Genomic DNA, 25,076 nt, shown 5'->3' with positions numbered 1-25,076 from the left:
ACGGTCACGGTTCCCAGCCATTGAAGCTGGTGAACGGCGGCACGTAGTTCAGTTTTTCCAGGCAGGCGCCGTCGAGCGCGGCGGCATCGGTCTTGTCGACGAACTGGGCGAACAGCTTGGGCATGCAGCCGGCGCCGATCACCGCGTGGCCCTGGCCGCGCAGCACGAACAGGCGGCCCTTGGACAGGCCCTTGACCACGTCCTCGCCGTAGCGCGGCGGCGTGACCGGGTCGAACTCGCCTTCCAGCACCAGCGCCGGCACCGCGCCGGACAACGCCGTGTGGAAGTCGGCCGGCACCTGGCCCTTCGGCCATGCCCTGCACATCGCCGCCAGCCCCTCGGCCATGCGGTTGCCGAGCACGGTGCCTTCGTCCCCGCTGCGCGCGACCATGCCTTCCTCGTCCTCGCTGCAGATCACCGACAGCTGCATGCCCATGGCCATGGCGTCCTTCATGTCGCCCTGCATCATCCGCGCCAGCGCCATCAGGTCGCCGTAGCGGCCGTTGCGCGCCTCGTGGATCAGCTTGGGCAGCAGCGCCGCGGCCTGCGGCATGTAGGCGTACATGCGCACCAGGCCGGCGACGGTTTCGGCGCGCAGCACGTCCTCGCGTTCCTCGCCGGTGCTGGCGTCGCGGTAGCGCACCGTCACCGGGTTGGCGCGCAGCGTGGCCAGCAGCGCGTCCAGTTCGGCGCGCGGGTCGCCCAGCGCCGCCTTGCAGGCGGCGTTGCCGGTGCACTGGGCGAACTGCAGCGCCAGCGCGTCGTCCAGGTTGCGGGCGAAGATGCTGCCCAGCTGCAGGGTGTTGGGCACCACCGAATCGAGCACGATGCTGCGCGTGCTGGACGGGTGGCGCATGGCGTACTGCTGCGCCACGCGGGTGCCGTAGCTGACGCCGACCAGGTTGACCTGCGCCGCGCCGATGGCCTCGCGCACGGCTTCCAGATCGGCCACCGCATCGGTGGTGGTGTAGTGGCGCAGGTCGGCCTTCTTCGACAGGGTCGCCGCGCAGGCGGCGGCGCTGGCCTGCATCGCCTCGACGCTGGCGTCGTCTTCCTCCGGCGCCTCGCAGGACAGCAGGTTGGATCGGCCGGTACCGCGCTGGTCGACCAGGATCACGTTGCGGTGCTTGCGCACGTCGGTGAATGCGGCATCGACCATCGGGTAGCTGTCCACCGCGGACTGGCCGGGGCCGCCGGCGAGGAAGAACACCGGATCGGGCTGCACGTCTTCCGGCTTGTCCGGTACCAGCAGCGCGATGTTCAGTGCGATCCTGCGGCCCTGCGGATTGGCGCGGTCCTCGGGAACCTCGAAGGTCGCGCACTGCGCTTCCAGGCTGTCGCGGCTGGCCGGCGAATCCAGGCTGCAGGGCTGGAACGCCAGCCGGCCCAGCATCAACGGCCTGGCCGGCGCGTCGGCGACGGGAGGCGATGCCTTGTCGGCCTTGGCCTCGTCGGGTGCGGGCTTGAACGCGCGGTAGCCGAGCACGGCGACGAGCGCGGCTACCGCCAGGAGGGTACGGGTCTTGCGGGACATCATCGGAACGGCCCCTTGTGGTTGATGGAACGGATATCTGGATCTGTCAGCCCATGACGCGGCTGGCAGCGTTATGTGACATCAGGAAAGAAGATGTCCTCGATCCTGGCATCGAACAGGCGGGCGATGCGGAACGCCAACGGCAGGCTGGGATCGTACTTGCCGGTCTCCAGCGCGTTGACGGTCTGCCGGGAGACCTCCAGCCGTTCGGCCAGCTCTCCTTGCGACCAGCCCTTGGTTTCGCGCAGTTCGCGCAGGCGGTTGTTCATCGATAACGCCGCGCGACCACGAACTTTGCCAGCCCGTATACCGCGCACACCAGCGGGAACACCATCAGCATCACCGTGCTGGCACGCAGGTCGATCACCTTGGCCGATTGCAGGAAACCACCGGTCAGGTACAACAGCGACACCAGCGCGGTGGCGATGCTGACCGCCTGCAGTTCGATGCGCTGCTGCATTTCGTCCACTTCACGGACGTAGCGCACCATCGCACCGATCACCAGCGCCACCGGCGGCACCGGCAACAGCGCCAGCAGCACGCGCAACGGCAACGACTCCACGTAGCGCAGCATCCATACCGAAGCGAACACCGCGAGCAGATAACCGCCCATCGCGGCGAAGAACCGGCGCATGTAGCGCTGGCGCACCGCCAGCGGCGCGCAGTCCTCGGCCCTCGGGCGGATGCCATCGGCCACCGCCAGAGCGATCAATACGCCGCTGACGGCGATGAGCAGGCCACTGACGGTATTCCCCAGCGGCGACGGCCATGCCTGCCTGATCTGCACGGCGGCAAGCCCGGCCACGCCCGCCAGCACCACCAGGACGCAGCGGGACGCGGCTTTCACGCCCCCGTACTCCGCTTCGAAGCACGCGCCAGACCACCGATGCCCAGGCCGAGGAAGATCAGGCCGACGCCGGTGAAGGCGCTCTGTCCGGAAATCCCGAGGGCAAGAAAGGCCGTACCGATGCCGATGAAGCCGGCGCCGGTGCCGGCGCACACTTTGCTGTTCATTGCGCACATGTCCTTGTCAAGGAAGCTTGACAGGAGGATGTACGAGCCGAAGACCGCTGTCAAGCGTGCTTTACAGGACCTGTCCCGGCCGCACCACGCAGGGGCGTCGGGGTACTGGCCACGGCCTGCGGCGCGATGGCCTCAGGCCACTGCCGCCGGTTCCACACCCAGGTCGCAGACGACGCGGTTGCGGCCGGCGGCCTTGGCCCGGTACAGCGCCGCATCGGCCCGCGCCAGCAGGCGCTCCAGGCCAGGCGTGGCATCGGCGACGGCCACGCCGATGCTGGTGGTGATGACGATCGCCCCGCCGTCCCGGTCCAGCGGGCTGGCTTCCAGCGCCGCGCGCAGGCGCTCGGCCAGCGCCATCGCCTGTTCCATGCCCGCGCCGGGCAACAGCAGCACGAATTCCTCGCCGCCGTAGCGGCCGAGCAGCCAGTCGCGGCCGCGCAGGTTGCGCTGCAGGGCACGCGCGGTGTGGTGCAGCACCTCGTCGCCGGCCTGGTGGCCACGGGTGTCGTTGATCCGCTTGAAGTGATCCAGGTCCAGCAGCATCGCCGCGAACGGCTGCCGCAGGCGCAGGCTCTGCTCCAGCTGCTGTTCGCCGTCGCCCATCAGGGCGGTGCGGTTGAGCAGTCCGGTCAGGCCGTCGCGGCGCGCCAGCCGGCGCAGGTCCACCATCTGCCGCTCGACGATCAGCAGCACCAGGGCGAAGGTGTGGCCCAGCATCACGAACATGCCGCCGATGTAGGTGACGCTCATCGGCAGGCCGGCGCGCAGGATGTCGCCGCCGGCCCCCGGCGCCACCGGGATCAGCGCCCGCGCCAGGAACAGCGCCGCGTCCAGCAGGAACACCACGGCCGCCAGCCGGCAGCTGCGGCGCACGTCGGCCGGGGCATGGCGCAGCAGCAGCCAGGCCTCCCAGGTTTTCCAGATCATGATCAGCACGCTGTACAGCGCCAGGCGGATGCCCAGGTCGGGCCTGGCCGTGCTGAACCAGACGATGGCCAGCAGGTAGCCGCCGGCCAGTGCGAGTGCCGGGCGTACCGGCGCGCGCCGGCCGACGTGCAGGGCCACGCCGAACAGCATCAGCATGCTGCCCAGTACGGCGAACGCATTGCGCACCAGGATGGCCGCCGGTTCCGGCAGCGGCACCGGCAGGCTGACCATCACCGTGCTCACCGCGCCGGCCCACAGGCTCGCCGCCCACAGCCGCGGCACCGGCTGGCCGCGCATCACCAGCAGGATCAGCGAAAAGCCGACCGCCAGGCCGATGTTGAGCAGCAGGCCGATGATGGCGATGGTGGGGAAGTCCAGCGAAGCCAAGCCCGGGAGTCCTTGCGTCCAGCGGTGCCGCCACGCACGGGGCACCTGGCGGAATCATGCCGCATGCGGGGGCGGCCGCGCAGCCCCGCCTACTTGCTGCTGACGTACTTCTCGCGGCGCACCTGCGGCACCGGCAGGCCGGCGGCCTTCAGCGCCTCGAAGCAGGCGTCGACCATGACCGGATTGCCGCACAGGTAGGCGATGTCGCGCGCCGGGTCCGGGACCAGCTCGGCCAGTTGCTGCTGCACGTAGCCGCTGCGCACGTCCGGGTGCGGGTCGGCCGGCAGTTCGCGCGACAGGCAGGGCATGTAGCGGAAACCGGGGTTGGCCGCGGCGAAGGCGCGGAAGTCGTCGGCGTACAGCAGCTCGGCCGGGGTACGCGCACCCTGCAGCAGCACCACCTCGACGCCACGCTCCTGCATGGCCCTGGCCAGCAGCGGCAGCATCGAACGGTACGGGGTGACGCCGGTGCCGGTGGCGATCAGCAGGTAACGGCCATTGCGGTCGCCCGGCTGCAGGCAGAAACGCCCGAACGGGCCGCTGCCGGTGACGTGCTGGCCGATCTCCAGCCCCTCGAACAGCGCGGTGGCGGCACCGCCGGGCACGAAGCTGACCGCGATCTCCACCGCGTCGCCCGGGCCGAGCACGTGGTCGTGGATGGTCGCCAGCGAATAGCTGCGCTTGGTGGCGGTGCCGTCGGCGTACTCGAAATGCACCTGGATGAACTGCCCTGGCTGGAAATCCAGCGGCTGGCCGTCGTCGCGGATGAACTGGTAGTGGCCGACGGTGGGCGCCAGCATGCGGCGACCGGCCAGTCTGAGGGGGAATTGTGCAGGCACGAGCAACAGTGTGTAACCGGGCCGGGGCCGCGGGGGCACCTATAATACCGGCTCGCACTCATCCGGCGCCGTCTCCCCGGCGCGAAGGCCCCGAGCTTGGACTCCCGAACCTCTCCCGTCGCGCCCGCGCTGCGCGTGCATGACCTCCGCAAGACCTACGACAACGGCGTGCAGGCGCTCAAGGGCGTCTCGCTGGAAGTCGCCCCCGGCGATTTCTTCGCCCTGCTCGGCCCCAACGGCGCCGGCAAGTCCACCCTGATCGGCATCGTGTCCTCGCTGGTGAACCTGAGCGAAGGCCAGGTGCAGGTGTTCGGCACCGACCTGGTGGCCGAGCGCAGCGCGACCATGCGCCTGATCGGGCTGGTGCCGCAGGAAATCAACTTCAACCTGTTCGAGAAGCCCTTCGACATCCTGGTCAACTACGCCGGCTTCTACGGCATCCCGCGCGCCGAGGCCGAGGTCCGCGCCGAAGAGGAGCTCAAGCGCGCGCACCTGTGGAACAAGGCGCAGATGATGAGCCGCACGCTGTCCGGCGGCATGAAGCGACGGCTGATGATCGCCCGCGCGATGATGACCCGCCCGCGCCTGCTGATCCTGGACGAGCCCACCGCCGGCGTGGACATCGAGATCCGCCGCGACATGTGGAAGACGCTGCAGGAGATCAACGCCGCCGGCACCACGATCATCCTCACCACGCATTACCTGGAAGAAGCCGAGCAGCTGTGCCGCAACCTGGCCATCATCAACCATGGCCGCATCGTCGAGCAGGGGCCGATGCGCGGCCTGCTGGCCAAGCTCGACGTGGAAGGCTTCGTGCTCGACATCGACGGCGAGCTGCCCGCGCAGCTGCCGCACATCGAGGGCGCGCAGCTGGCCGCGGTCGACGCGCACACCCTGGACCTGGACATGCCGCGGGCGATGGACCTGAACCGCGTGTTCGACACGCTGGGCGCCGCCGGCATCCGCGTGCGCTCGATGCGCACCAAGAGCAACCGCCTGGAGGAGCTGTTCGTGCGCCTCACCGGCAACCTGGAGAACACCGCCGCATGAGCACCCCCGCGCCCGTGGCCAACGCCCCCATGACCGACCGCGCCCGCAACTGGGTGGCGCTGGGCACCATCGTCCGCCGCGAGATCAACCGCATCCTGCGCATCTGGGGCCAGACCCTGGTGCCGCCGGCCATCACCATGACCCTGTACTTCCTGATCTTCGGCGGCCTGATCGGCTCGAAGATCGGCGACATGGGCGGCTACAGCTACATGCAGTTCATCGTGCCGGGCCTGGTGATGATGAGCGTCATCCAGAACAGCTACGGCAACATCAGCTCCTCGTTCTTCGGCGCCAAGTTCGGCCGCCATATCGAGGAGCTGCTGGTCAGCCCGATGCCGAACTGGGTGATCCTCGGCGGCTACGTCGCCGGCGCGGTGCTGCGCGGGCTGATGGTCGGTGCCATCGTGCTGCTGATCGCCATGTTCTTCACCCGCGTGCACATCCCGCATCCGCTGGTCACCCTGACCACAGTGCTGCTGGGCTCGACGATCTTCTCGCTGGCCGGCTTCATCAACGCGGTGTACGCCAAGAAGTTCGACGACGTCGCCATCGTGCCGACCTTCATCCTGACCCCGCTGACCTACCTGGGCGGCGTGTTCTATTCGGTCACCCTGCTGCCGGCGTGGGCGCAGGCGCTGACCAAGGCCAACCCGATCTTCTACATGGTCAACGCGTTCCGCTACGGCCTGCTGGGCACCAGCGACGTGACGCCGTGGGTGTCCTACGCGCTGATGCTGGGCTTCGTCGCCGCGCTCACCGCGCTGTCGCTGTGGCTGCTGCGGCGCGGCGTGGGGCTGCGCAGCTGACCGCGTTGCGCGCCCTGCCCAAATCCCTTCTTGGAACAATGCCGGAGCCTGCGACATGCGCATCCTGATCCTCGGCGCCGGCGGTACCGGCGGTTATTTCGGCGGCCGGCTGGCCCAGGCCGGGAGCGACGTCACCTTCCTGGTGCGTCCGGCGCGCGCCGCGCAGCTGCAGCGCGACGGGCTGGTGATCCGCAGCCCGCTCGGCGACGCCGCGTTCCCGGTCGCGCACGTCACCGCCGATGCCCTGCCGGCGCTGGCGCAGGAACGTCCGTTCGACCTGGTGGTCCTCAGCTGCAAGGCCTACGACCTGGACAGCTCGATCGAGGCGATCGCGCCGGCGGTCGGCGCCACCACCACGGTGCTGCCGATCCTCAACGGCCTGCGCCACTATGCCGCGCTGGATGCGCGCTTCGGCCGCGACGCGGTGCTCGGCGGGTTGTGCTTCATCAGCGCGACCAAGGCCGGCGACGGCGCCGTCGTGCATCTGGACAAGCCCGCTCGCCTCACCTTCGGCGAGCGCGAGGGCGGTACCGGCAGCGCGCGGGTCACCGCGCTCGCGGCCGCCTGCGCGGCGGCGGGCATCGATCATGTCGCCTCGCCCGACATCGTCGGCGAGCAGTGGATCAAGTACACCTTCCTGACCGCGCTGGCGGCCGGCACCTGCCTGATGCGCGCCGATATCGGCGGCATCGTCGCCACCGACCACGGCACCGCGTTCATGCGCGCGCTGTACGACGAATGCCTGGCCGTGGCCGCGCACGCCGGCCAGCCGATACCGGCGAAAGCGCAGGAGATCGCCCTGGCCGCGCTGACCCGGGCCGGCTCGCCGATCAAGGCCTCGATGCTGCGCGACCTGGAGGCGGGGCAGCGCGTGGAAGCGGCGCACATCGTCGGCGACATGCTCGACCGCGCCCTGGCCGCCGGGCAATCCGCGCCCCTGCTGCAGAGCGCGTACTGCCACCTTCAGGCCTACGAAGCGCAGCAGCGCGCATGACCACCACCGGCACCCTGCCGCGGCGGGTGCTGATCCTCGGCCTCGGCCATGCCGGGCGCACGCTGGCGTTGCGCCTGGAGTCCCTCGGCGTCGCCGTGGAGGGCAGCGTGCGCGATCCCGCCGTCGCGCCCGATGACGGCCTCGTGCGTCACCGCCTGCATGCCGGCCACGCCCCCGATGCGGCGCTGCTCGCCGCCGTCGCACGCGCCGACGCGGTGCTGGGCAGCGTGCCGCCCGATGTCGACGGCGATCCCGCGCTGCGCCTGCTCGCCCCCGCCCTGCAGGCCAGCTCCGCATTGCGCTGGGCCGGCTACCTGTCCTCGACCGCCGTGTACGGCGACCGCGACGGTGGCTGGATCGACGAGCATTCCCGCGCCGACGCCGGCGGCACCACCGCCACGCAACGCCTGCTCGCCGAAGCACAGTGGCGCGCGCTCGCCCACGGACGCGGCATCGACTTGGCCGTGTTCCGCCTGCCCGGCCTGTACGGGCGCGGCCGCAATGCGCTGGTGCGGCTGGCCCGGGGCAACGCGCGCCACATCGTGCGGCCCGGCCTGGTCTTCAACCGGCTGCATGTCGAAGACCTCGCCGAGGCGCTGATCGCCGCGATGCGGCGGCCGTCGCGCGATGCCCTGTATCTGCCTGCCGACGACGAACCGGCGCCGCCACAGGACGTGCTGGCCTGCGCCGCGCGGCTGGGCGGTTTCGCGATGCCGCCGGCGCAGGCCTGGGACGATCCGGCACTCGATCCGGCGCTGCGCCGCTTCCACGCGAGCAACAAGCGCATCGACAGCCGCGGCACGCGCGAGGCGCTGCAATGGCAGCCGCGCTTCCGCACCTACCGCGAAGGACTGGCCGATGCCTGGGCCGCGGGCGACGGCACTGCCGTCCCCGCCAGCGACATGCTCCCCCAGGCCAGGTAATGCACGCAGCACGGTGGCGAAACATGTCCCCGTGATGCTCGCCCCTCCCCCGTTCAAGGAGAAACACGCGTGCGCAGGCACGGGAAGGCATGGGGATACGGCATGGCGGCGCTGCTGCTGGCCGGATGCGGCGCGGCGCCCGACAGCGGCGATGCACCCGCCGGCCGCGGCAACGGCGCAGGATGCCGGCGCCCTCCACGACCGCGACGACAAGCCGGTGGCCGACAACGCCGATGAGGACGGCCGCGCCCGCAACCGCCGGGTGGAACCGGTCAAGCGCTGATCGCGCACCTGGCGGGCCGTCTCCGCGGGGAGACGGCCCATCCCCGTCAGGCAGGCGCCGCCTCGCGCCGTTCGCGGCGCCGGTGCACCCAGTAGTACAGCGCCGGCAGCACCACCAGAGTCAGCAGCATCGCCGAGATCAGGCCGCCGATCACCACCACCGCCAGCGGCTTCTGGGTTTCGGCGCCGATGGCGTGCGACGTCGCCATCGGCAACAGGCCGAACATCGCCAGCAACGCGGTCATCAGCACCGTGCGCAGCCGCTGCAGCGACCCCTGCACCACCGATTCGTACAGCGGCAGGCCCTGCTCGCGCAGCTGGCCGAAGCGGCTGAGCATCACCACCCCGTTCAGTACCGCCTGCCCGAACAGGGCGATGAAGCCGATCGCCGCCGACACCGACAGCGGAATGCCGGTCAGCAGCAGCGCCAGGATGCCGCCGATCATCGCGAACGGCACGTTGGCTAGGATCAGCCCGGCGCTGGTGACGTCCTTGAACGCATCGAACAGCAGCACGAAGATGATCAGCACCGACAGCGGCACTACCCAGGCCAGGCGCCGCATCGCGCGCTGCTGGTTCTCGAACTCGCCCGACCAGCTGACGCCGTAGCCCGGCGGCAGCCGCAGCGACGCGTCCACGCGCTGGCGCATGTCGGCCACCACGCTGCCCATGTCGCGGCCGGCGATGAAGACGCTGATCGCCTTGACCCGCTGGCCGTTGTCGCGGGAAATGTTGATCGCGCCGCTGGCCATGCCGAAGTCGGCCACGTCGCCCAGGGTGACGGTGCGGCCCTGGCCGATGTCCACCGGCACCTGCTTGAGCCGCTGCAGCTCGCGGTCGCCGTCGGCCAGGCGCAGGGTCACCGGGAAGCGCCGCTCGCCCTGCCACAGCTCGCCGACCTCGCGCCCGCCCAGTGCGGTTTCGATCACCTCGTCGATGGCCTTGACGCTCAGCCCGTAGCGCGCCGCGCGTTCGCGGTCGATGTCGATGCGCAGCTGCGGCAGGCTGCCGTCGCGGTCGATGAAGGCGCTCTCCACGCCCTCCACGTCGCGCACCTGCGCCAGCACCTGCTGGGCCTGGGCATTGAGCTGGTCCAGGTCGTCGCCGCTGATCTTGATGACGATCTGCCCCTTGATCTGGGAGATGCTCTCCAGGATGTTGTCGCGCACCGGCTGCGAGATCGAGAACTCCGGCCCGGGGATGCGCTGCTCCAGGGTGCGCTGCATGCGCGCCACCAGCTGCGCCTTGTTCAATCCGCTGCGCCACTCCTTCTCCGGCCTGAGCGCGACCAGCGCCTCGATCTGGTTGGCGCCCTTGGCGTCGGAACCGTCTTCCGGCCGGCCCAGCTTGGCGACCACGGTGGATACCTCCGGCATCTGCCCGACCAGTTCGCGGATGCGCCGCGACTGGGCCTGCGCCTCGCTCAGGCTGGTGCTGGGGTCGAGCGTGGCGGTCAGCCAGATCGAGCCCTCGTCCAGTTCCGGCAGGAACTCGCTGCCCAGCCGCGTGCCCAGCGCCAGGGTCACCGCCAGGATCGCCAGCGCGCTCAGCGCCACCGTCTTCGGCCGCGCCAGCGCGCGCTCCAGCACCGGCCGGTACCAACCGCTCAGGCGCCGCATCAACGGGTTGTCCGCGCGCGGCGGCCTGCCGCGCCCCAGCCACCAGTAGCACAGCAGCGGCACCACGGTCAGCGCCAGGATCAGCGCGCCGATCAGGGCCGAGGTCACCGAATAGGCCATGGGCGCGAACATGCGCCCTTCGTGGCGCTGCAGGGTGAAGATCGGGATGTGCGCGGCGATGATGATCAGCATCGAGAAGAAGGTCGGCCGCCCGACCTCGCGCGTGGCCGACAGCACCGTATCGAGCTTGCTGCGGCGGTCGCTGCCGGGCGGCAGCAGCGCCAGCCTGGCCACGATGTGCTCGGTGACGATCACCGCGCCGTCGATGATGATGCCGAAGTCCATCGCGCCCAGCGACAGCAGGTTGGCCGGCACGCCCCACAACCGCAGGCCGAGGAAGGTGGACAGCAGCGCCAGCGGCATCATCGCCGCCACGATCAGCGCCGCGCGCGGGTTGTACAGGAACAGCCACAGCACCAGGAACACCAGCACCGCGCCTTCGACCAGGTTGCCGAACACGGTGCGCAGCGTGGTTGATACCAGCCACGAGCGGTCGTAGAACGGCTCGATGCTCACGCCGGCGGGCAGCTGGTTCTTCTCGATCTGGGCGATGCGTTCGTGCAGCGCGTCCAGCACCCGGGAAGGGTTCTCGCCCTTGCGCATCAGCACCATGCCGAACACGGCGTCGTCGTTGCCATCGTGTCCGACCAGGCCCTGCCGCGGCAGGCCGGTATCGGCGACGGTGGCCAGGTCGCGCACCAGGACCGGCGCGCCATCGCGCTCGGCCACGACGATGCGGCCGATGTCCTCGGGCGACCCGAGCAGGCCGACGCCGCGGATCAGGTATTGCTGCTGGCCTTTCTCCACATAGCCGCCGCCGGCGTTGGAGCTGCCTTCCTGCAGCGCCTTGGCGAAGTCCTCCAGGCTCACGCCACGGTCGCGCAGGCGGTCCAGGTCCGGCTGCACCTGGAAGGCGCGCAGCCAGCCGCCGAAGCCGATCACGTCGGCCACGCCGGGTACGGTGCGCAGCTGCCGCGCCATCACCCATTCCTGCAGCGTACGCAGCTCGGTCGGGCTCATGTGTTCGCCGCGCAGCACGTAGCGGTAGATCTCGCCCACCGCCGAGCTCATCGGCTCGATGCCCGGATGCACGCCTTCGGGCAGGTCCACGTCCTGCAGCCGCTCGAGCACCTGCGCGCGGGCGAAGTAGTCATCCGCGCCGTCGTCGAAGGTGAGGATCACCATCGACAGCCCGAACTGCGTGTGCGAGAACACCCTGACCGAATGCGGGATGCCCGACAGCGCCACTTCCAGCGGCATGGTGACTTCACGCTCGACCTCCTCGGCGGCGCGGCCGGGATACAGCGAGACCACCGTGACCTGGGTGTCGGACACGTCCGGGAACGCTTCCACCGGCAGTTCGCGGAAGGCCACCAGCGCCGCGCCGATGAACAGCACCAGCGCCAGCATCACCATCACCGGCTGGCGCAGGCACCAGGAAACCAGGCGGTCGATCATGGCGATGCCTGCGCGCTGCCGTGCGGGGCCGCCTGCGGCTGGTCGAGCAGTTGCTGCAGCAGCAGCCCGCCATCGACCACCACCCGCTGTCCCGCCTGCAGGCCCTCGCGCACCCAGGCGCGGCCGCCGCCGATGTCCTCGCCGACCACCGGCTGGCGGCGGTAGCGGCCCTTGCCTTCATCGACGAACACCACCTGGCGGTTGTCGATCAGCAGCACGCCCGCCACCGGCACCGCCACGCCCTGCGCCAGCGGCAACGACAACGTGGCGCGCAGGTACTGCCCGGCCTTGAAGCGGCGCGCAGCGTTATCCACCTCGGCGCGCGCATGGACCACGCGGGTCTCGCTGTCCACGTAGTCGGCCACGTGCTGCAGCGGCACGTGCAGCGCCTGTCCGGCACCGTCGTCGATGGCCACCTGCAGGCCCGCATGGACCTGCGCGGCCAGATGCTCGGGCAGGTCCAGCAGCAGCCACAGGTGTCCCGGGTCGCTGACCACCGCCAGCGGCCGTTCGCTTTCGGCCGACACGCTCATGCCGGGGCTGATGTTGCGCTCTACCAGCACGCCGTCGACCGGCGAGCGCAGCGGCAGGCGCTGGTCGATGCGCCCGCCGTTGCCCAGCGCCCGCGCCAGCGTGCTGGAGCGCGCGTGTTCGGCGCGGCTGGCGGCGAAGGTCGCTTCGGCCTCGTCGAGCTCGCGGCCCGAGGCGATGCCCGCCTCATGCAGTTCACGCACCCGCGTCAGCTCATGCTGCGCCTGGCGCAGTTCGGCCTGTCCGCGCGCGCCCTCGGCCTGCAGCTGGCCGAACTCGGGCGAGGTGATCCAGGCCAGCGTCTGCCCGGCGCGCACCGCCTGGCCCGGCGCCGCCACCAGCTGCGCGACCTGCCCCGCCATCGGCGCGCGCAGGTAACTGGTGCGGGTGTCGTCCCACGCCAGTCGCGCCGGCACCTGCACCTGGCTGGCCGTCACCGCTTCGGCGGCGGCGCTGCGCAGCACCTGCAGCTGCGGGCTGTCGGCGGCGAAGCGGATGCTGTCCTTCTCCACCTGCGGCGCAGCGGGCGCGGCACCTTCTTCTTCATGGCCGCAGGCGCCGAGCGCGAGCGCCAGCAGCAGCGGACCGAGGCGGCCGCAGCGCGCCGGGAGGGAAAAGACCTTGCGACTCATCGGATCAGGTTCCTTGCGGAGAGGGGAGCGCGACCAGCGCCTGCCAGCGCGCCAGGGCCACGGCGTGTTCCAGCAGCGCCTGCACGCGCTCCTGTTCGGCTTCGCGCCAGGTGCGGCGCGCATCGAGCAGATCGGTCAGGCTGGCGGCGCCGCGCCGGTAAGCCAGCTCCATGCCATCGAGCGCCTGGCGCGCGGCCGGGGCGATACGCTGTTCGTAGTGCCGAAGGCGGGTGCCGGCTGCCTCCAGCTGGCCGCCGGCCTGGCGCAGTTGCGCGCGCGCCAGCTGGCCGCTGCGCTGCTGCTCGAGCACGGCCGCGTCGTAGTCGGCCTCGGCGCGCAGGATCTGCCCGCGGTAGTGGTCCGGACCGGCCAGCGGCACGCTGACCGAGAAGCCCCAGGTGACGCCGCCGATGTCGGTCGGCTCCCGCTCCATCTCCACGCCCAGCTGCACGTCGCGGTGACGCTGGCTGCGCGCCAGCCTGCGCTCGGCGTCGGCCGCGTGCACGCGCGCGGCGGCGGCCTGCAGATCGGCGCGCAGGGCCGGGTCGAAGTCCTGCGGCAGTTCCGCCGCCACGCCGGACTGCGGCCACGGGTCGTCGGCCTGCAGCTGCTCCGGCGGCTGCGTGCTGCCGATCAGCAATGCCAGCCCGGTCTGCGCGTCGAGCAGTTCCTGCCGCGCCTGCCGCGCTTCAGCCTCGGCCTTCATGTCCTCCACCGCCAGGCGGTTGCGCTCGATCGGCGCGATCGCACCGGTGGCAAGCTGGCGCTCGGCCGCGGCCAGCGCGCGCGCCGAACCTGCGCGGTTGTCGTCGGCCATCTGCAGCGACTGCTGCGCGGCTTTCAGGCCGAAATACGCTTCATGCAGGGCGAACACCTGCTCGCGCTGCTGGTCGAGCAGGTCCAGCCGCGCCGCCTCGCCACGCGCCTGCGCGCCATCCACGCGCAGGTGGCGCTTGCCGCCGCGCTCCCAGGTCCAGCCCAGGCCGAGCGTGCTGTCCACGCGCTTGTCCTTCCAGGGACCGGCGCCGATGCCCTGCTGGCGGCTGATCTTGCTGCTGCCCATGCTCAGTTCCGCCGGCGGCCGGCGCGCGGCATCGAACAGATCGCCCTGCGCGCCGCGCAGCTCGATGCGCGCGGCGAGGATGTCGGGGTTTTTCTCGCGCAGGGCGGCTTCGGCCTGCGCCAGGGTCATGGCGTCGGCGATGCACGGCAGCGTCAGCAGCGACAGGAACAGCAGGGGCTTGGCATTCATCGCCGGCACGATAAGGTGGCGAACTTGCGGGAAACTGACCAAAACCTTGCGCGAAACTTGCAATGCGTATCCTGCTGATCGAAGACGACCGTAGACTCGCCGAAGGCCTGTTGCGCGCGCTGGCGCAGGGCGGGCATGCGTGCGACCACCTGGACCGCGCGCAGCTCGTGCCGGCCGCGCTCGACGCGGTGGACTACGACCTGCTGATCCTCGACCTGGGCCTGCCCGATGGCGACGGACTGGACCTGCTGGCGCAGCTGCGCCGCACCGGGATGGACACGCCGGTGCTGATCCTCACCGCGCGCGATGGCGTGGAAGACCGCATCCGCGGGCTGGATTCGGGCGCCGACGACTACCTGCCCAAGCCCTTCGCGCTGGGCGAACTGGAAGCGCGGGTGCGCGCACTGGTGCGCCGGCGCGGCAATGGCGCGCAACTGCAGTGCATCGGCCGGCTGGTGTTCGATGCCGGCATCCGCGGCGCGCGCCTGGACGACGGCACGCCGCTGGAACTGACCGCGCGCGAGCTGGCGCTGATCGAGATCCTGATGCAGCAGCCCGGGCGCGTGGTGTCCAAGCAGCGCCTGTTCGACGCGGTCTACAACTGGGACGCCGACGCCAACCTGTCGGTGATCGAGGTCCACCTCAGCCGCCTGCGCCGCAAGCTGTCCGATGCCGGCGCCGGCGCCGGCATCCGCATGCTGCGCGGCCTGGGCTACCGGATCGAGGCCATGCCGTGACGCGAGCCCCGGCCAGCCTGCGCTCGCTGCTGCTGCGCCGGCTGTGGTTGCCGCTGCTGCTGCTGCTGCTGGTCAGCGCGGTGGCGTCCTTCGCACTGGCGCGGCACTACGCCGGCCAGGTCTACGACCGCTGGCTGTGGGACTCGGCGATGGCGCTGTCGCAGCTGCTGTACGTGCGCGACGGCAACGCCGGCATCGCCATGAGCGATGCCACCGCGCGCATGTTCCGCTGGGACACGGTGGACCGCGTCTACGGCCAGGTCGCCGACAACGGCCACCTCCTGTTCGGCGATCGGCCGTTGCCGGCGCCGGCCGTGCCCGGCAACGGCGAACCGCTGTACTACGACGCCTGGATCGACGGCGAAGCCGTGCGCGCGGTGCAGGTCGCCATCGCCCTGCCCGGCGCGCGGCGGCCGGTGCTTGTCCGCGTGGCGGAGACCCGGATCAAGCGGCACCGCCTGGAGCGGCGCCTGCTGCTGTCCAGCCTGCCGCTGCAGGCCGTCGTGCTGCTGCTGGCGGCGGCGGCGCTGCGCTGGGGCACCGCGGCGGTGGTCGGCAACGTCAACCGCGCCACGCAGCGCCTGGCCGCGTTCGACGTGCAGCAGCTGCGGCCGCTGCCGCTGCACGGCGACAGCCCGCGCGAACTGCAGCCGGCGCTGGACGCCATCAATACCCTGATCGGGCGCCTGGTCGACGCGCAGCAACAGCAGCAGCGCTTCGTCGCCAATGCCGCGCACCAGCTGCGCACGCCGCTGGCGGCACTGCAGGTACGGCTGGAAAGCGCACTGCGCGAGACCGACGGCGACGCCCGCCGGGCCGCGCTCGACGCGGTGCTGGACGGCCTGACCCGGCTGCATCACCTCACCCACCAGATCCTGATGCTCAACCGCTCGGAAACAGCCGGCAGCGGCGCGCTGCGGCTGCGTCCGCTGGATCTGGCCGCGCTGTGCCGCGACGAACTGGAGCGCCATGCCGACCGCGCCATCGCCCAGGGCGCGGACCTGGGCTACGACGGCCCGGAACAGGGCGTGCCGGTCGAGGGCGAAGCCCAGCTGCTGCGCGAGATGATCGGCAACCTGCTCGACAACGCGCTGCGCTACGGCCGCCGCGACGGGCGGGTGACCCTGAGCCTGTCCGCCACGCCGCCGACCCTGCGCGTGGACGACGATGGCCCGGGCATTCCCGCCGGCGAACGCGCGCGCGTGCTGGAACGGTTCTACCGGCTGGACACCGACGGCGATGGCTGCGGGCTGGGCCTGTCCATCGTCAGCGAGATCGCCAACCTGCATGGCGCCCGCTTCGCGCTGGAGGCATCGCCGGAAGGCGGCGCGCGGGCGACGGTGGCATTTCCCGGCTCAGCCGGCTGACGCCGGCAGGCGGAAGAACTTGCGCGTGGTGGCAGTGGCGTTGGCCGCGGTCAGTGCCACGTCCTCGCCGCGGTCGCGCGCCAGTTCCTCGACGATGTGCTGCAGGAACGCCGGCTCGTTGCGGCGGTCCTTGGGCAGCGGCCGCAGCGTGCGCGGCAGCAGGTAGGGCGCGTCGGTCTCGATCATCAACCGCCCGGCCGGGATGTGCCTCACCAGTTCGCGCAGGTGCGCGCCGCGGCGCTCGTCGCACAGCCAGCCGGTGATGCCGATGTGCCAGTCGCGGTCCAGGTAGTCGAACAGCTCGCGACGCTCGGCGGTGAAGCAGTGCACCACCGCCGGGCCGAGCCGGCCGTCGAAGTTCTTCATCATCGCCAGGAAGTCGTCGTGCGCGTCGCGCTGGTGCAGGAACAGCGGCTTGCCCACGCCGTCGACGGCGAGGTCCGCGGCGATCTGCAGCTGGCGTTCGAACGCCCTGCGCTGCGCCGGGCGCGGCGAGAAATCGCGGTTGTAGTCCAGCCCGCATTCGCCCACCGCCACCACTTCCGGGTGCGCGTGCAGCGCGCGCATTTCCGCGTCGCATTCGTCGGTGTACTCGACCGCGTGGTGCGGATGCACGCCGGCGGTGGCGTACAGGAAGCCGGGATGTTGCCGCGCCAGTTCCAGTGCCATCGGCGAATGCTCGCGGCTGGCGCCGGTCACCACCATCTGCGCCACGCCGGCGGCACGCGCGCGCTCGAGCACCGCGTCCAGGTCGCGCACGAAGGATTCGTGGGTAAGGTTGGCGCCGATGTCGATCAGTTGCATGAAGCCGGGAATCGGAAATGGGAAGACGGGAATTGTACGAGCGGCGCGAGCGGCGACCAAACTGCACCGCCGAACCACCGGTGCGGCGCTGCCGGCAGGCTCCTCTCGCTTCCCGGCGGGGCTTGTCCAGGCCCGGGGATGATGCCATCTTGCTCCGCCATCCTGTTACGTTGCCGCCCGTTGCCCATGCCGATTTCGCTGGATCCCCTGCCTCGTCGCGCTGCAACGGTTGTCGCTACGGAGGGCGGGCTTTCGCCGATGTTCTACGCCGAGCTGAAGGTACTGGCTTCCCGCGCGATGCGCGGCGAGCGCGAGGGCCACACCCTGCAGACCACGGCACTGGTCAACGAAGCCTGTTTGCGGGTGCTGGGCCAGCAGCAACTGGACATGGCCAACCGCGCGCAGTTCCTGGGACTTGCCGCGCAGATGATGCGGCGGGTTCTGGTGGACATCGCACGCCGCAACGCAGCAGCCAAGCGCCCGCCACCGAACCGGCGCGTGGACATCGCGGAAATCGACGTACCGGAAGCGCAGGCGGATTTGCTCGGCCTTGATGAAGCACTTGAACGCCTTGCCGGCCTCAGCCAACGGCAGGCGCAGGTGGTCGACCTGAAGTTCTTCGCCGGGCTGGAGCTGGAAGAAATCGCCGACGTACTCGGCGTGGCGCGCCCCACCGTCGTGCGCGACTGGCGCATGGCGCGGGCGTGGCTGCGGCGCGAGCTGGCCGATGCCTGAGGGCGTCGGCGACGAGCGTTACGCCCGCGCAACAGCCATCGCGCATGCGGTTCTGGAACGCGCACCGGAGGCGCGCGCCGCATATCTGGAGGCGCAATGCGGCGCCGATGCAGCCTTGTGGCGCGAGGTCGAATGGCTGGTTGCTGCCGCCGACGATACCGCGCTGGACGCCATTCCCCGCGTCGTCACTGCCGCCGCCGAGGCACTTGAAGCCGACCTTCACATCCATCCCACCGCGCCGGGCCGCTACCGGCTTGTCAAGCGCCTGGGCGAAGGCGGCATGGGCGTGGTGTGGCTGGCCGAACGCGAGGCTGGCGGCGCACGGCAGCGCGTGGCACTGAAGCGGCTGCATGCCGGTGCCGTTTCGCTGCATGCGCGCTTCGCGGAGGAACAGCGCATCCTCGCCAGCCTGAACCACTCCAACATCGCGCAGCTGGTCGACGCCGGCGTGGATGCCGAAGGCGAGCCGTTCCTTGCGATGGAATACGTCGAGGGGCAGCGCATCGACCGCTGGTGCGATGCCAGGGCGCTGGATCTTCGCGCACGCCTTGGCCTGTTCCTGAAAGTCTGCGCAGCAGTGTCCTATGCGCACGAGCGACTGGTCATCCATCGTGACCTCAAGCCCGCCAACGTCCTCGTCGATGCACGTGGCGAGCCGAAGCTGCTGGATTTCGGCATCGCGCGCCTGCTCGATGCCGATGCGATGCTCGCCACGGCGACACAGGCGATGACGCCGGCCTATGCCAGCCCCGAACAGATCGACGGCAAACCGCTGGGCACGGCCTGCGACGTGTGGTCGTTGGGCGTGGTGCTGTACGAACTGCTGGCCGGCGTGCGCCCCTTCGCGCACCTGGATACCGACCACGCACGCGCCAGCGCCATCCTGTCCGGCGTCATCACCCCACCCAGCCAGCACCGCAGGCGCAGCGGCAAGGACGATGACGAACACGTCGCCGCACCGCGTGCGAAAGGGCTGCACATCCCCGCCGACATCGACGCCATCGTGCTCAAGGCACTGCGCCGCGAACCGGCGCAGCGTTATGCCTCCGTGCGTGAACTCGCCGCAGACGTGGAACACTTCCTCGGCGCGCGCCCGGTGCTGGCGCGGCGCGGGCAGTGGAGCTACCGCGCACAGCGTTTCGTGCAACGCAACCGCTGGCCGCTGGCGGTCGGTACGTCGCTGCTGGCGGTGGTGAGTGCGTTCACCTGGCGCACCGTGCTGGCCGAGCGCGAGGCGCGCCTCCAGGCGGAAGTGGCCGACCGCACCACCGAGTTCCTGGTGTCGGCCTTTTCACTGTCCGACCCGACCCAGGCCGAGCGCCATGATTTCAGCGCCCGTGACGTGCTGGACCGTGGCCGCAAGCAGGTGAACGAGGAACTGGCCGACCAGCCGCGCGTGCGTGCGCGCCTGCTGGAAGCCCTGGGCAACGCCTATTCCGGCATCAACGAGGGCGACGTTGGCGCGCCACTGCTGGAGGAGGCAGCGCAGCTGCATCTGCGCCCGACCGTGAACGACCCACTGGCCGCCGCGCGCAGCCTGCGCGCCAAGGCGGCGAGCATCCATTCCGTTATCGGCTCCAGCGAGGAGGCGGAAGACGCCGCCCGACGTGCATTCGACCTCGTGCGCCGCCACGGCAAAGGCGATGATTTGTTGCTTGCCGACGCCTACGAAACCCTGGCACAGGCAGCCGGTGAACTGGACGCCGCACAGCAGGCATTGGCGCTGCGCGAAGCCGGAAAGGCGGACCCGACGGCAATTGCACGAAGCTTGCGCGGCCTGTGCAGGCTCCATTCCGGCGGCGGCGACCACGCGCAGGCCCTGAACGATTGCGAGCGCGCGCGCCGGATGCTGGCCGATGCCAGTGCCGCACATACGCGCGACTACCTTGCGTTGCTCCAGCAGATACAGACCACGCTGGAATATCTCGGCGGCGACTACGACAGGGCATGGGCAGTCTCGCGCGAGCGCATCGCCTTGACCCGCGAATTGTTCGGCGAAGACAGCTCAACCCTGGCGAAACTACGTGTCTCGCTTTCCATGCCGCTGGCCGAACAGGGCCGCTTCGATGAGGCGGATGCGGCGCTGGCTAAGGGGGTACCGGTGCTGCTGCGCCTGCACGGTGCGCACAGCTTCCAGTATGCGCAGGCTGTTTTCCACACGGGCTGGCTCAGCTTCCAGCGTGGTCAGTTCGAAACCGCCGTGGTGCAACTGCGACAGGCCCGCGACCTCTACGAAACCCTCGTGGAGGGGCGCGACAAGAATCGCCTGCTGGTGTTGAGAACCACGCTGGCGCAGGCCCTCATCGAAGCCGGCCATGCCGATGCCGAGGCGCGTGGCCTGCTGGAAAGGGTCATTGCCGACCGCACTGCCGCACAGGACAGCGCGGTGGGACTGGCCTATGCGCGCCTGCCGCTGGCGCGGTGGCATGTGGCGCACGGCGACTACGCGGAAGCGGACAAGCTGCTGGATCTGGTCGCATCGGCCGGTACAGGTGTCGAGCCGGAATTGCGCTCCCGCACCGCCGCCACGCGCGCGGCCATCGCGCATGCGCGTGGCGACATGGCAGGCGCGCTGGCACAGGCCCGTGCCGCCTATCAGATCACCCGCGACGACCAGGGCGCACGCAACCCGCGTACCGCCCGTTACGCCCTTGCCCATACGCGCGCCCTGCGCGACGCCGGCGAAACCCGCGCCGCACTGGCATTGGAACGCGAATACCGCCCCCGGCTGGAAGCCGCCTACCCGCTCGATTCGGCCTACCGTCGCCTGCTGAAGGAATGACGCGGCAGCCGGGCGCAATGGCATTGCACCCGGCTGCATCGCGACAGGTCGCTGCCGTCAGCGGACAACCCCCTCGCACGAGAACGTGGCGCGGGCGGTGAACAAATCCTGCAGCAGCACCCTTTCCTGGGCACCGAACTCGCGTACCGGCGCACCGAACCACGCCTGCACGCCCTGCGGGAACTGCTCGGTCGGGTCGCCCTGGTAGGCCCTGCGCAGGCGCGTATCCATCAGCTTGTAGCGACTATCGATGGAATGGGCCATTTCATGGATGACCTGATCGAAGCTGCGGTAGGCATTGTCCCCGCTGGCGGCACGGCCTGCGGCGAAGTCCTCGTTGCGGGTCACGATGCCTTCCTTGCAGATCATCTGTTCCTCGATCCACAGGAAGTCATGCGATGCACCGCCCCGCAGCGCCGCCCGGCTCCTCGGGCCGTAGCCATCCGTCCACATCTGGCCCACCACCGGCAGGGCGGCCAGTTGCCGCTCGGTTTCGCCGTTGGTCATATAGACGCGGAATTCGTTGAACGAACTGCCGGGGAAGGCCGGCTTGAGCCGGGCAAACATCCCCGCGTACACGTTGGCAGCGGCGGTTATCGCCTGGTCGCTGACTTTCGGGGTGCCCATGATCTTGATGGTCGGGCTTGCCAACTGCACACACTTGCTCCATCCAGCCTCGGGCTTGCAGGCGCTCACGCCGGCCGGGCGCGAATCCACCCGGATCGGCTGCTCAAGGATGCCGTCGCTGGACCACAGGATGCCCCGGCTGGGCGAGACCAATTGCAGTGCGCCGCCATAGGACAGTTCCAGACGCGAGGCGGGGTCGGGGTTGGCGTTGAGCGCCTTCCAGATGATGTTGCCCTTTTCGCCAAGGCCCACCAGGTTGCCATCGCTGGACAGGCGGACACTGCGTATCTGCCTGAAGTCCACCGCAGGCAGCACGTTCAGGCCCCAGAGGAAGGCCTTTTTGCCCGCAGAAGCGACCACCAGGTTGCCACTGCGCTGGAAGGTCAGGAAGTGGCGTTTGGAAGGCGAAATGAACTCCACGTCCTGCGGGATGGTTTGCCCGGCAGTAAAAGGAAAACCCTTGCCCGCGACGCCTTCGGCAGCAGGTGCTGGCGCTGCCGGCGCGGGTGCCGGTTTGGGTGCAGGCGCAGGCACCGTCGTCACCGGGGCAGCGCCAGGTGCCGAGAGTTTTCCGTCGCTGGACCACAGCACGCCACGTTGCGGGGAGACGATCTGGAGCGCACCGTTGGACTGCAACACCAGCCGGCTTCTACTGTCCGGATCCTTGCTCAGGGCCGACCAGAGATAGCCGCCCTTTGCGTCATAGGCCACCAGATTGCCGTCCGGCTGCCAGGCCACCCGGCCCACGAGCCGATGATCGATATTGGGCTGGGTGTCGAAGCCCCAGACGTAACCGCCATCGGCCTTTGCCACGACAAGATTGCCATCGGGGTTGAGGACGACGAAGTGGCTGCGCGTTTCGGACCAGTGTTTATGCCCGCGCACGAACTCGATGGGCTGCGCCCCTGTCTGCCAGGCGGCGACCTGCGCCAGCGCAGGCACGGGGGCCAGCAGCGCAGCGCCAAGGCCGACGGCCGTGAGCGATGCCCCGAGAAGGGCGTGCGCAAGCCGTGTGCGCATCGGCTTGATACGTGGAGATGGGAGTTCCATGGAGAGGTTCCTCAGGTTCGGAGCGAATGGAAGATGCCGTTACCGTGATGACGGCAATCGGTCACTCGACAAACGCGCAGGAAGGGGATGAAAAGGATCATCGGGTGAGTCCCCTGCCCCCCCACAAAACCGCTGGCACCACTGCTGTCAACCTCCCGGTGGAGGGCACCGGGAGTGCAGTCAGTCATCGGAAACGTGGTAGGGCTGCTCGTCATCAGGAGAAACATCAAACGTGGCGAGCTGGCGCCCGACCGAATCAACGAATCGGAAAATATGGCCGGGGTAGGTTATTTCCCTGGTTTTTCCGTTCGCGGGAACCGTGCGAAGCATCTGGACCGTGCAGTCAAATCCGATCCACTGCATCCTGACCGGCTCATTCAGATGGTTGATGAACTCAACGTTGAACCGGCCTTCGGTTTTCGGCGAACAATTGCCTTCGGTATAGGGTTCACCTTCCTTGGCTATCCGTGCAATCAGAGCGTCATCCACGACGAAGGTCTGGGCATCGGCAGATGCCGTGAAGGTGCGCAGAACCTGATCGCCTTCGCCACGCGCCAGGAAAATGTGACCGGGGTGGGTGACGGCCTTTTCCCGTTGTCCAGGTGCCAATGACGGCCCGCCGCCTTCCGTGCAATCAAATTCCATCCAGTGGAAATTGACGGACTGGCTGGAGTTGTTGATGAACTCAACCGCCAGTTTTTCTGATGTTCTGGGTGAGCATAGTTTTCCGCCTTTACCGACGTCTGCGACAGGCTCATGGGCGTTCGCGGCCGGTTCGTCAGTGTTCGCGGCAGGCGCATCGGCGTTTGCGGCAGATTCATCAGCGTTTGCGACCGGCTCATCGGCATTGGCGGCAAGCTCATTGGCGCTCGTGACAGGTACATCCGTGTTCGCAGCGGGTTGACAGGCCGGACATGCCAGCAGAACCGATAGCGCCAGCAAAGCGAAGGGGGGTGTTGATGTCATACGCATGGGAGTGAGTCTCTTGGTGGAGGTGGGCAGGGGTGGGCTGCGCCCACTGCGGCCGTGCATTCCATCAACGCGCAGGAAGGGGATGGAAAGGATCATCGGAACGCGAATACCCCCGGCTGGAAGCGACCTGTTTCGCCCGGGAAGGTGGCGAAAAGGATCATCCACGCCTGTCGTTGGCCTGCCGGGCGCGCATGGCGAGCGCGTATGCTTGCGCACACATGAAAGTCGCCGAATTCCCTATTTCCCCACTGCTGCCGCGGATCACCGACAGCCTCGTCACGCACCCGCGCCTGGTGCTCGAAGCCCCGCCCGGCGCCGGCAAGACCACCCAGGTGCCGCTGGCGCTGCTCGACGCGCCCTGGCTGCAGGGCGGGAAAATCGTGATGCTGGAGCCGCGCCGGGTCGCCGCGCGCAGTGCCGCGCAGTTCATGGCCCGGCAGCTCGGCGAACCGGTCGGCGAGACCGTCGGCTACCGCATCCGCTTCGAGAACAAGGTCTCCGCGCGCACCCGCATCGAGGTCGTCACCGAGGGCATCCTCACCCGCATGCTGCAGGACGACCCCCTGCTTGAAGGGGTGGGCGCACTGCTGTTCGACGAATTCCACGAGCGCCACCTGTCCGCCGACCTGGGCCTGGCGCTGGCGCTGGACGTGCAGGCCGGGCTGCGCGAGGACCTGCGCATCGTGGTGATGTCGGCCACGCTCGACGGCGAGCGGCTGGCGGGCTTCCTCGACGCACCGCGCCTGTCCAGCAAGGGCCGCAGCTTCCCGGTGGACGTGAGCCACTTCCCGGCGCGGCGCGACGAGGCGCTGGAAGCGCAGGCGCGGCGGGCGGTCGAACATGCGCTGGCGACGCATCCGGGCGACGTGCTGGTGTTCCTGCCGGGGCAGCGCGAGATCGCACGCGTGCAGGCCGCGCTGGAGCCGGTGCTTCCGGGCGACACCGATGTCCTGCCGCTGCATGGCGAACTGCCCGTCGAACAGCAGTCGCGCGTGCTGCAGCCCGATCCGGACGGGCGCCGCCGCGTGGTGCTGGCCACCAACGTGGCCGAATCCTCGGTGACCCTGCCCGGCGTGCGCGTGGTGATCGACGCCGGTCTGGCGCGCGAGCCGCGCTACGACCCCAACAGCGGTTTCTCGCGGCTGGACGCGGTGGCGATCTCGCAGGCTTCGGCCGACCAGCGTGCCGGCCGTGCCGGCCGCGTGGCTGCCGGTTGGGCGCTGCGGTTGTGGCCGCAATCGCAGCGGCTGGAACCGCAGCGGCGGCCGGAGATGGCGCAGGTGGAGCTGGCCGCGCTGGTGCTGGAACTGGCCGCCTGGGGCAGCGACGACCTGCGCTTCGTCGACCCACCGCCAGCCGGCGCGCTGGCCGCCGCGCGCGAGCTGCTGCAACGGCTGGGCGCGCTGGGCGACAACGCCGGCATCACCGCTGCCGGCAAGCGCATGCTCGCGCTGGGCACGCACCCGCGCCTGTCGGCGATGCTGATCGCCGCGGCCAATCCGCGCGAACAGGCATTGGCCGCCGACCTGGCCGCCTTGCTGGAAGCCCGCGATCCGCTGCGCCACGGCGGCGATGCCCTGGCCGCGCGCTGGCGCGCGCTGGCCGCGTTCCGCAACGGGCGCGCGCCGCACGACGCCAGCCGCAGCGCCCTGGCCGCGATCGACGCGGCGGCCCGGCAATGGCGG

Annotated in this window: 22 protein-coding genes; 10 read left to right on the top strand and 12 right to left on the bottom strand. The window is 69.9% G+C overall.

The genetic code is table 11. The features are described from left to right. Window positions 1-4: 4 nt before the first annotated feature. From QMX80_RS05430 to QMX80_RS05405, 6 genes are all read right to left on the bottom strand, one after another. Complete coding sequence (locus QMX80_RS05430) at window positions 5-1,537, bottom strand: alpha/beta fold hydrolase (protein WP_282275725.1); 1,533 nt, start codon at window positions 1,535-1,537, stop codon at window positions 5-7. 68 nt (window positions 1,538-1,605) lie between these two features. After that, complete coding sequence (locus QMX80_RS05425) at window positions 1,606-1,803, bottom strand: helix-turn-helix transcriptional regulator (protein ID WP_273081418.1); 198 nt, start codon at window positions 1,801-1,803, stop codon at window positions 1,606-1,608. Next, on the bottom strand, window positions 1,800-2,381 hold the full coding sequence (locus QMX80_RS05420; RefSeq protein WP_282275722.1) for a hypothetical protein: 582 nt from the start codon (window positions 2,379-2,381) through the stop codon (window positions 1,800-1,802). Before QMX80_RS05420 ends, QMX80_RS05425 begins: the two co-directional genes overlap by 4 nt. After that, a complete protein-coding gene (locus tag QMX80_RS05415) occupies window positions 2,378-2,611 on the bottom strand; it encodes a hypothetical protein (RefSeq protein WP_282275721.1) in 234 nt (77 codons plus the stop codon). Before QMX80_RS05415 ends, QMX80_RS05420 begins: the two co-directional genes overlap by 4 nt. A gap of 78 nt (window positions 2,612-2,689) precedes the next feature. Further along, window positions 2,690-3,871: a GGDEF domain-containing protein gene (locus tag QMX80_RS05410; RefSeq protein WP_273081423.1), complete on the bottom strand. Its 1,182-nt coding sequence runs from the start codon at window positions 3,869-3,871 to the stop codon at window positions 2,690-2,692. Window positions 3,872-3,960: 89 nt separating this feature from the next. Beyond that, on the bottom strand, window positions 3,961-4,749 hold the full coding sequence (locus QMX80_RS05405; RefSeq protein WP_235504266.1) for an FAD-binding oxidoreductase: 789 nt from the start codon (window positions 4,747-4,749) through the stop codon (window positions 3,961-3,963). Window positions 4,750-4,806: 57 nt separating this feature from the next. Between QMX80_RS05405 and QMX80_RS05400 the strand changes: the two genes are divergently transcribed. From QMX80_RS05400 to QMX80_RS05380, 5 genes are all read left to right on the top strand, one after another. Next, complete coding sequence (locus QMX80_RS05400) at window positions 4,807-5,760, top strand: ABC transporter ATP-binding protein (RefSeq protein ID WP_082443532.1); 954 nt, start codon at window positions 4,807-4,809, stop codon at window positions 5,758-5,760. Beyond that, complete coding sequence (locus QMX80_RS05395) at window positions 5,757-6,566, top strand: ABC transporter permease (protein ID WP_055767051.1); 810 nt, start codon at window positions 5,757-5,759, stop codon at window positions 6,564-6,566. Before QMX80_RS05400 ends, QMX80_RS05395 begins: the two co-directional genes overlap by 4 nt. A 55-nt stretch (window positions 6,567-6,621) precedes the next feature. Continuing rightward, entirely contained in the window at window positions 6,622-7,560 is a 939-nt protein-coding gene (gene panE / locus QMX80_RS05390) for a 2-dehydropantoate 2-reductase (protein ID WP_282275716.1), read from the top strand. Further along, the gene (locus QMX80_RS05385; protein ID WP_282275715.1) at window positions 7,557-8,483 is read left to right on the top strand and encodes an epimerase; all 927 of its coding nucleotides are present in this window, start codon (window positions 7,557-7,559) and stop codon (window positions 8,481-8,483) included. Before panE ends, QMX80_RS05385 begins: the two co-directional genes overlap by 4 nt. A 151-nt stretch (window positions 8,484-8,634) precedes the next feature. Beyond that, on the top strand, window positions 8,635-8,766 hold the full coding sequence (locus QMX80_RS05380; RefSeq protein WP_282275714.1) for a hypothetical protein: 132 nt from the start codon (window positions 8,635-8,637) through the stop codon (window positions 8,764-8,766). 46 nt (window positions 8,767-8,812) lie between these two features. Here QMX80_RS05380 and QMX80_RS05375 read toward each other — a convergent pair whose 3' ends face one another. The 3 genes from QMX80_RS05375 to QMX80_RS05365 are packed head-to-tail and all read right to left on the bottom strand — an operon-like array spanning window position 8,813 to window position 14,317. After that, entirely contained in the window at window positions 8,813-11,902 is a 3,090-nt protein-coding gene (locus QMX80_RS05375; RefSeq protein WP_282275713.1) for a CusA/CzcA family heavy metal efflux RND transporter, read from the bottom strand. Then, window positions 11,899-13,065 (bottom strand): efflux RND transporter periplasmic adaptor subunit, encoded by a 1,167-nt coding sequence (locus QMX80_RS05370; protein WP_282275711.1) that lies wholly within the window; start codon window positions 13,063-13,065, stop codon window positions 11,899-11,901. Before QMX80_RS05370 ends, QMX80_RS05375 begins: the two co-directional genes overlap by 4 nt. A 4-nt stretch (window positions 13,066-13,069) precedes the next feature. Then, window positions 13,070-14,317 (bottom strand): TolC family protein, encoded by a 1,248-nt coding sequence (locus QMX80_RS05365; RefSeq protein WP_055767067.1) that lies wholly within the window; start codon window positions 14,315-14,317, stop codon window positions 13,070-13,072. Window positions 14,318-14,379: 62 nt separating this feature from the next. Here QMX80_RS05365 and QMX80_RS05360 point away from each other — a divergent pair, with 62 nt between their 5' ends. Further along, entirely contained in the window at window positions 14,380-15,054 is a 675-nt protein-coding gene (locus tag QMX80_RS05360; protein WP_055767070.1) for a response regulator, read from the top strand. Beyond that, window positions 15,051-16,421, top strand: a complete 1,371-nt coding sequence (locus tag QMX80_RS05355; RefSeq protein WP_282275708.1) for a sensor histidine kinase — start codon at window positions 15,051-15,053, stop codon at window positions 16,419-16,421. Before QMX80_RS05360 ends, QMX80_RS05355 begins: the two co-directional genes overlap by 4 nt. Here the strand turns inward: QMX80_RS05355 and QMX80_RS05350 are convergent. Continuing rightward, window positions 16,410-17,225: a TatD family hydrolase gene (locus tag QMX80_RS05350; protein WP_282275707.1), complete on the bottom strand. Its 816-nt coding sequence runs from the start codon at window positions 17,223-17,225 to the stop codon at window positions 16,410-16,412. The genes QMX80_RS05355 and QMX80_RS05350 overlap by 12 nt on opposite strands. A 258-nt stretch (window positions 17,226-17,483) precedes the next feature. Between QMX80_RS05350 and QMX80_RS05345 the strand changes: the two genes are divergently transcribed. Together QMX80_RS05345 and QMX80_RS05340 are read left to right on the top strand one after the other, a co-directional pair. Continuing rightward, window positions 17,484-17,960 carry an ECF-type sigma factor gene (locus tag QMX80_RS05345; protein WP_055767077.1) on the top strand — a complete coding sequence of 159 codons (477 nt, stop codon included), beginning with the start codon at window positions 17,484-17,486 and terminating at the stop codon, window positions 17,958-17,960. Then, window positions 17,953-20,742, top strand: coding sequence for a serine/threonine-protein kinase (locus QMX80_RS05340; protein ID WP_282275702.1), 2,790 nt, complete (start codon window positions 17,953-17,955; stop codon window positions 20,740-20,742). Before QMX80_RS05345 ends, QMX80_RS05340 begins: the two co-directional genes overlap by 8 nt. 57 nt (window positions 20,743-20,799) lie before the next feature. On the opposite strand, the gene QMX80_RS05335 is transcribed toward QMX80_RS05340, so the two are convergent. Both QMX80_RS05335 and QMX80_RS05330 read right to left on the bottom strand, forming a co-directional pair. Then, window positions 20,800-22,419: a hypothetical protein gene (locus tag QMX80_RS05335; RefSeq protein WP_282275701.1), complete on the bottom strand. Its 1,620-nt coding sequence runs from the start codon at window positions 22,417-22,419 to the stop codon at window positions 20,800-20,802. Between the two features lie 180 nt (window positions 22,420-22,599). Next, entirely contained in the window at window positions 22,600-23,487 is an 888-nt protein-coding gene (locus tag QMX80_RS05330) for a hypothetical protein (RefSeq protein WP_282275699.1), read from the bottom strand. A gap of 122 nt (window positions 23,488-23,609) precedes the next feature. Between QMX80_RS05330 and hrpB the strand changes: the two genes are divergently transcribed. Continuing rightward, a partial coding sequence (gene hrpB, locus QMX80_RS05325) for an ATP-dependent helicase HrpB (RefSeq protein ID WP_282275698.1) occupies window positions 23,610-25,076 on the top strand: 1,467 nt, incomplete at its 3' end.

The sequence above is a fragment of the Stenotrophomonas sp. PS02297 genome (assembly GCF_029959705.1).
Lineage (GTDB): Bacteria > Pseudomonadota > Gammaproteobacteria > Xanthomonadales > Xanthomonadaceae > Stenotrophomonas > Stenotrophomonas nitritireducens.
Note: the sequence above shows the minus strand (reverse complement) of the source record. Positions and strands in the feature narration are given on the sequence as shown.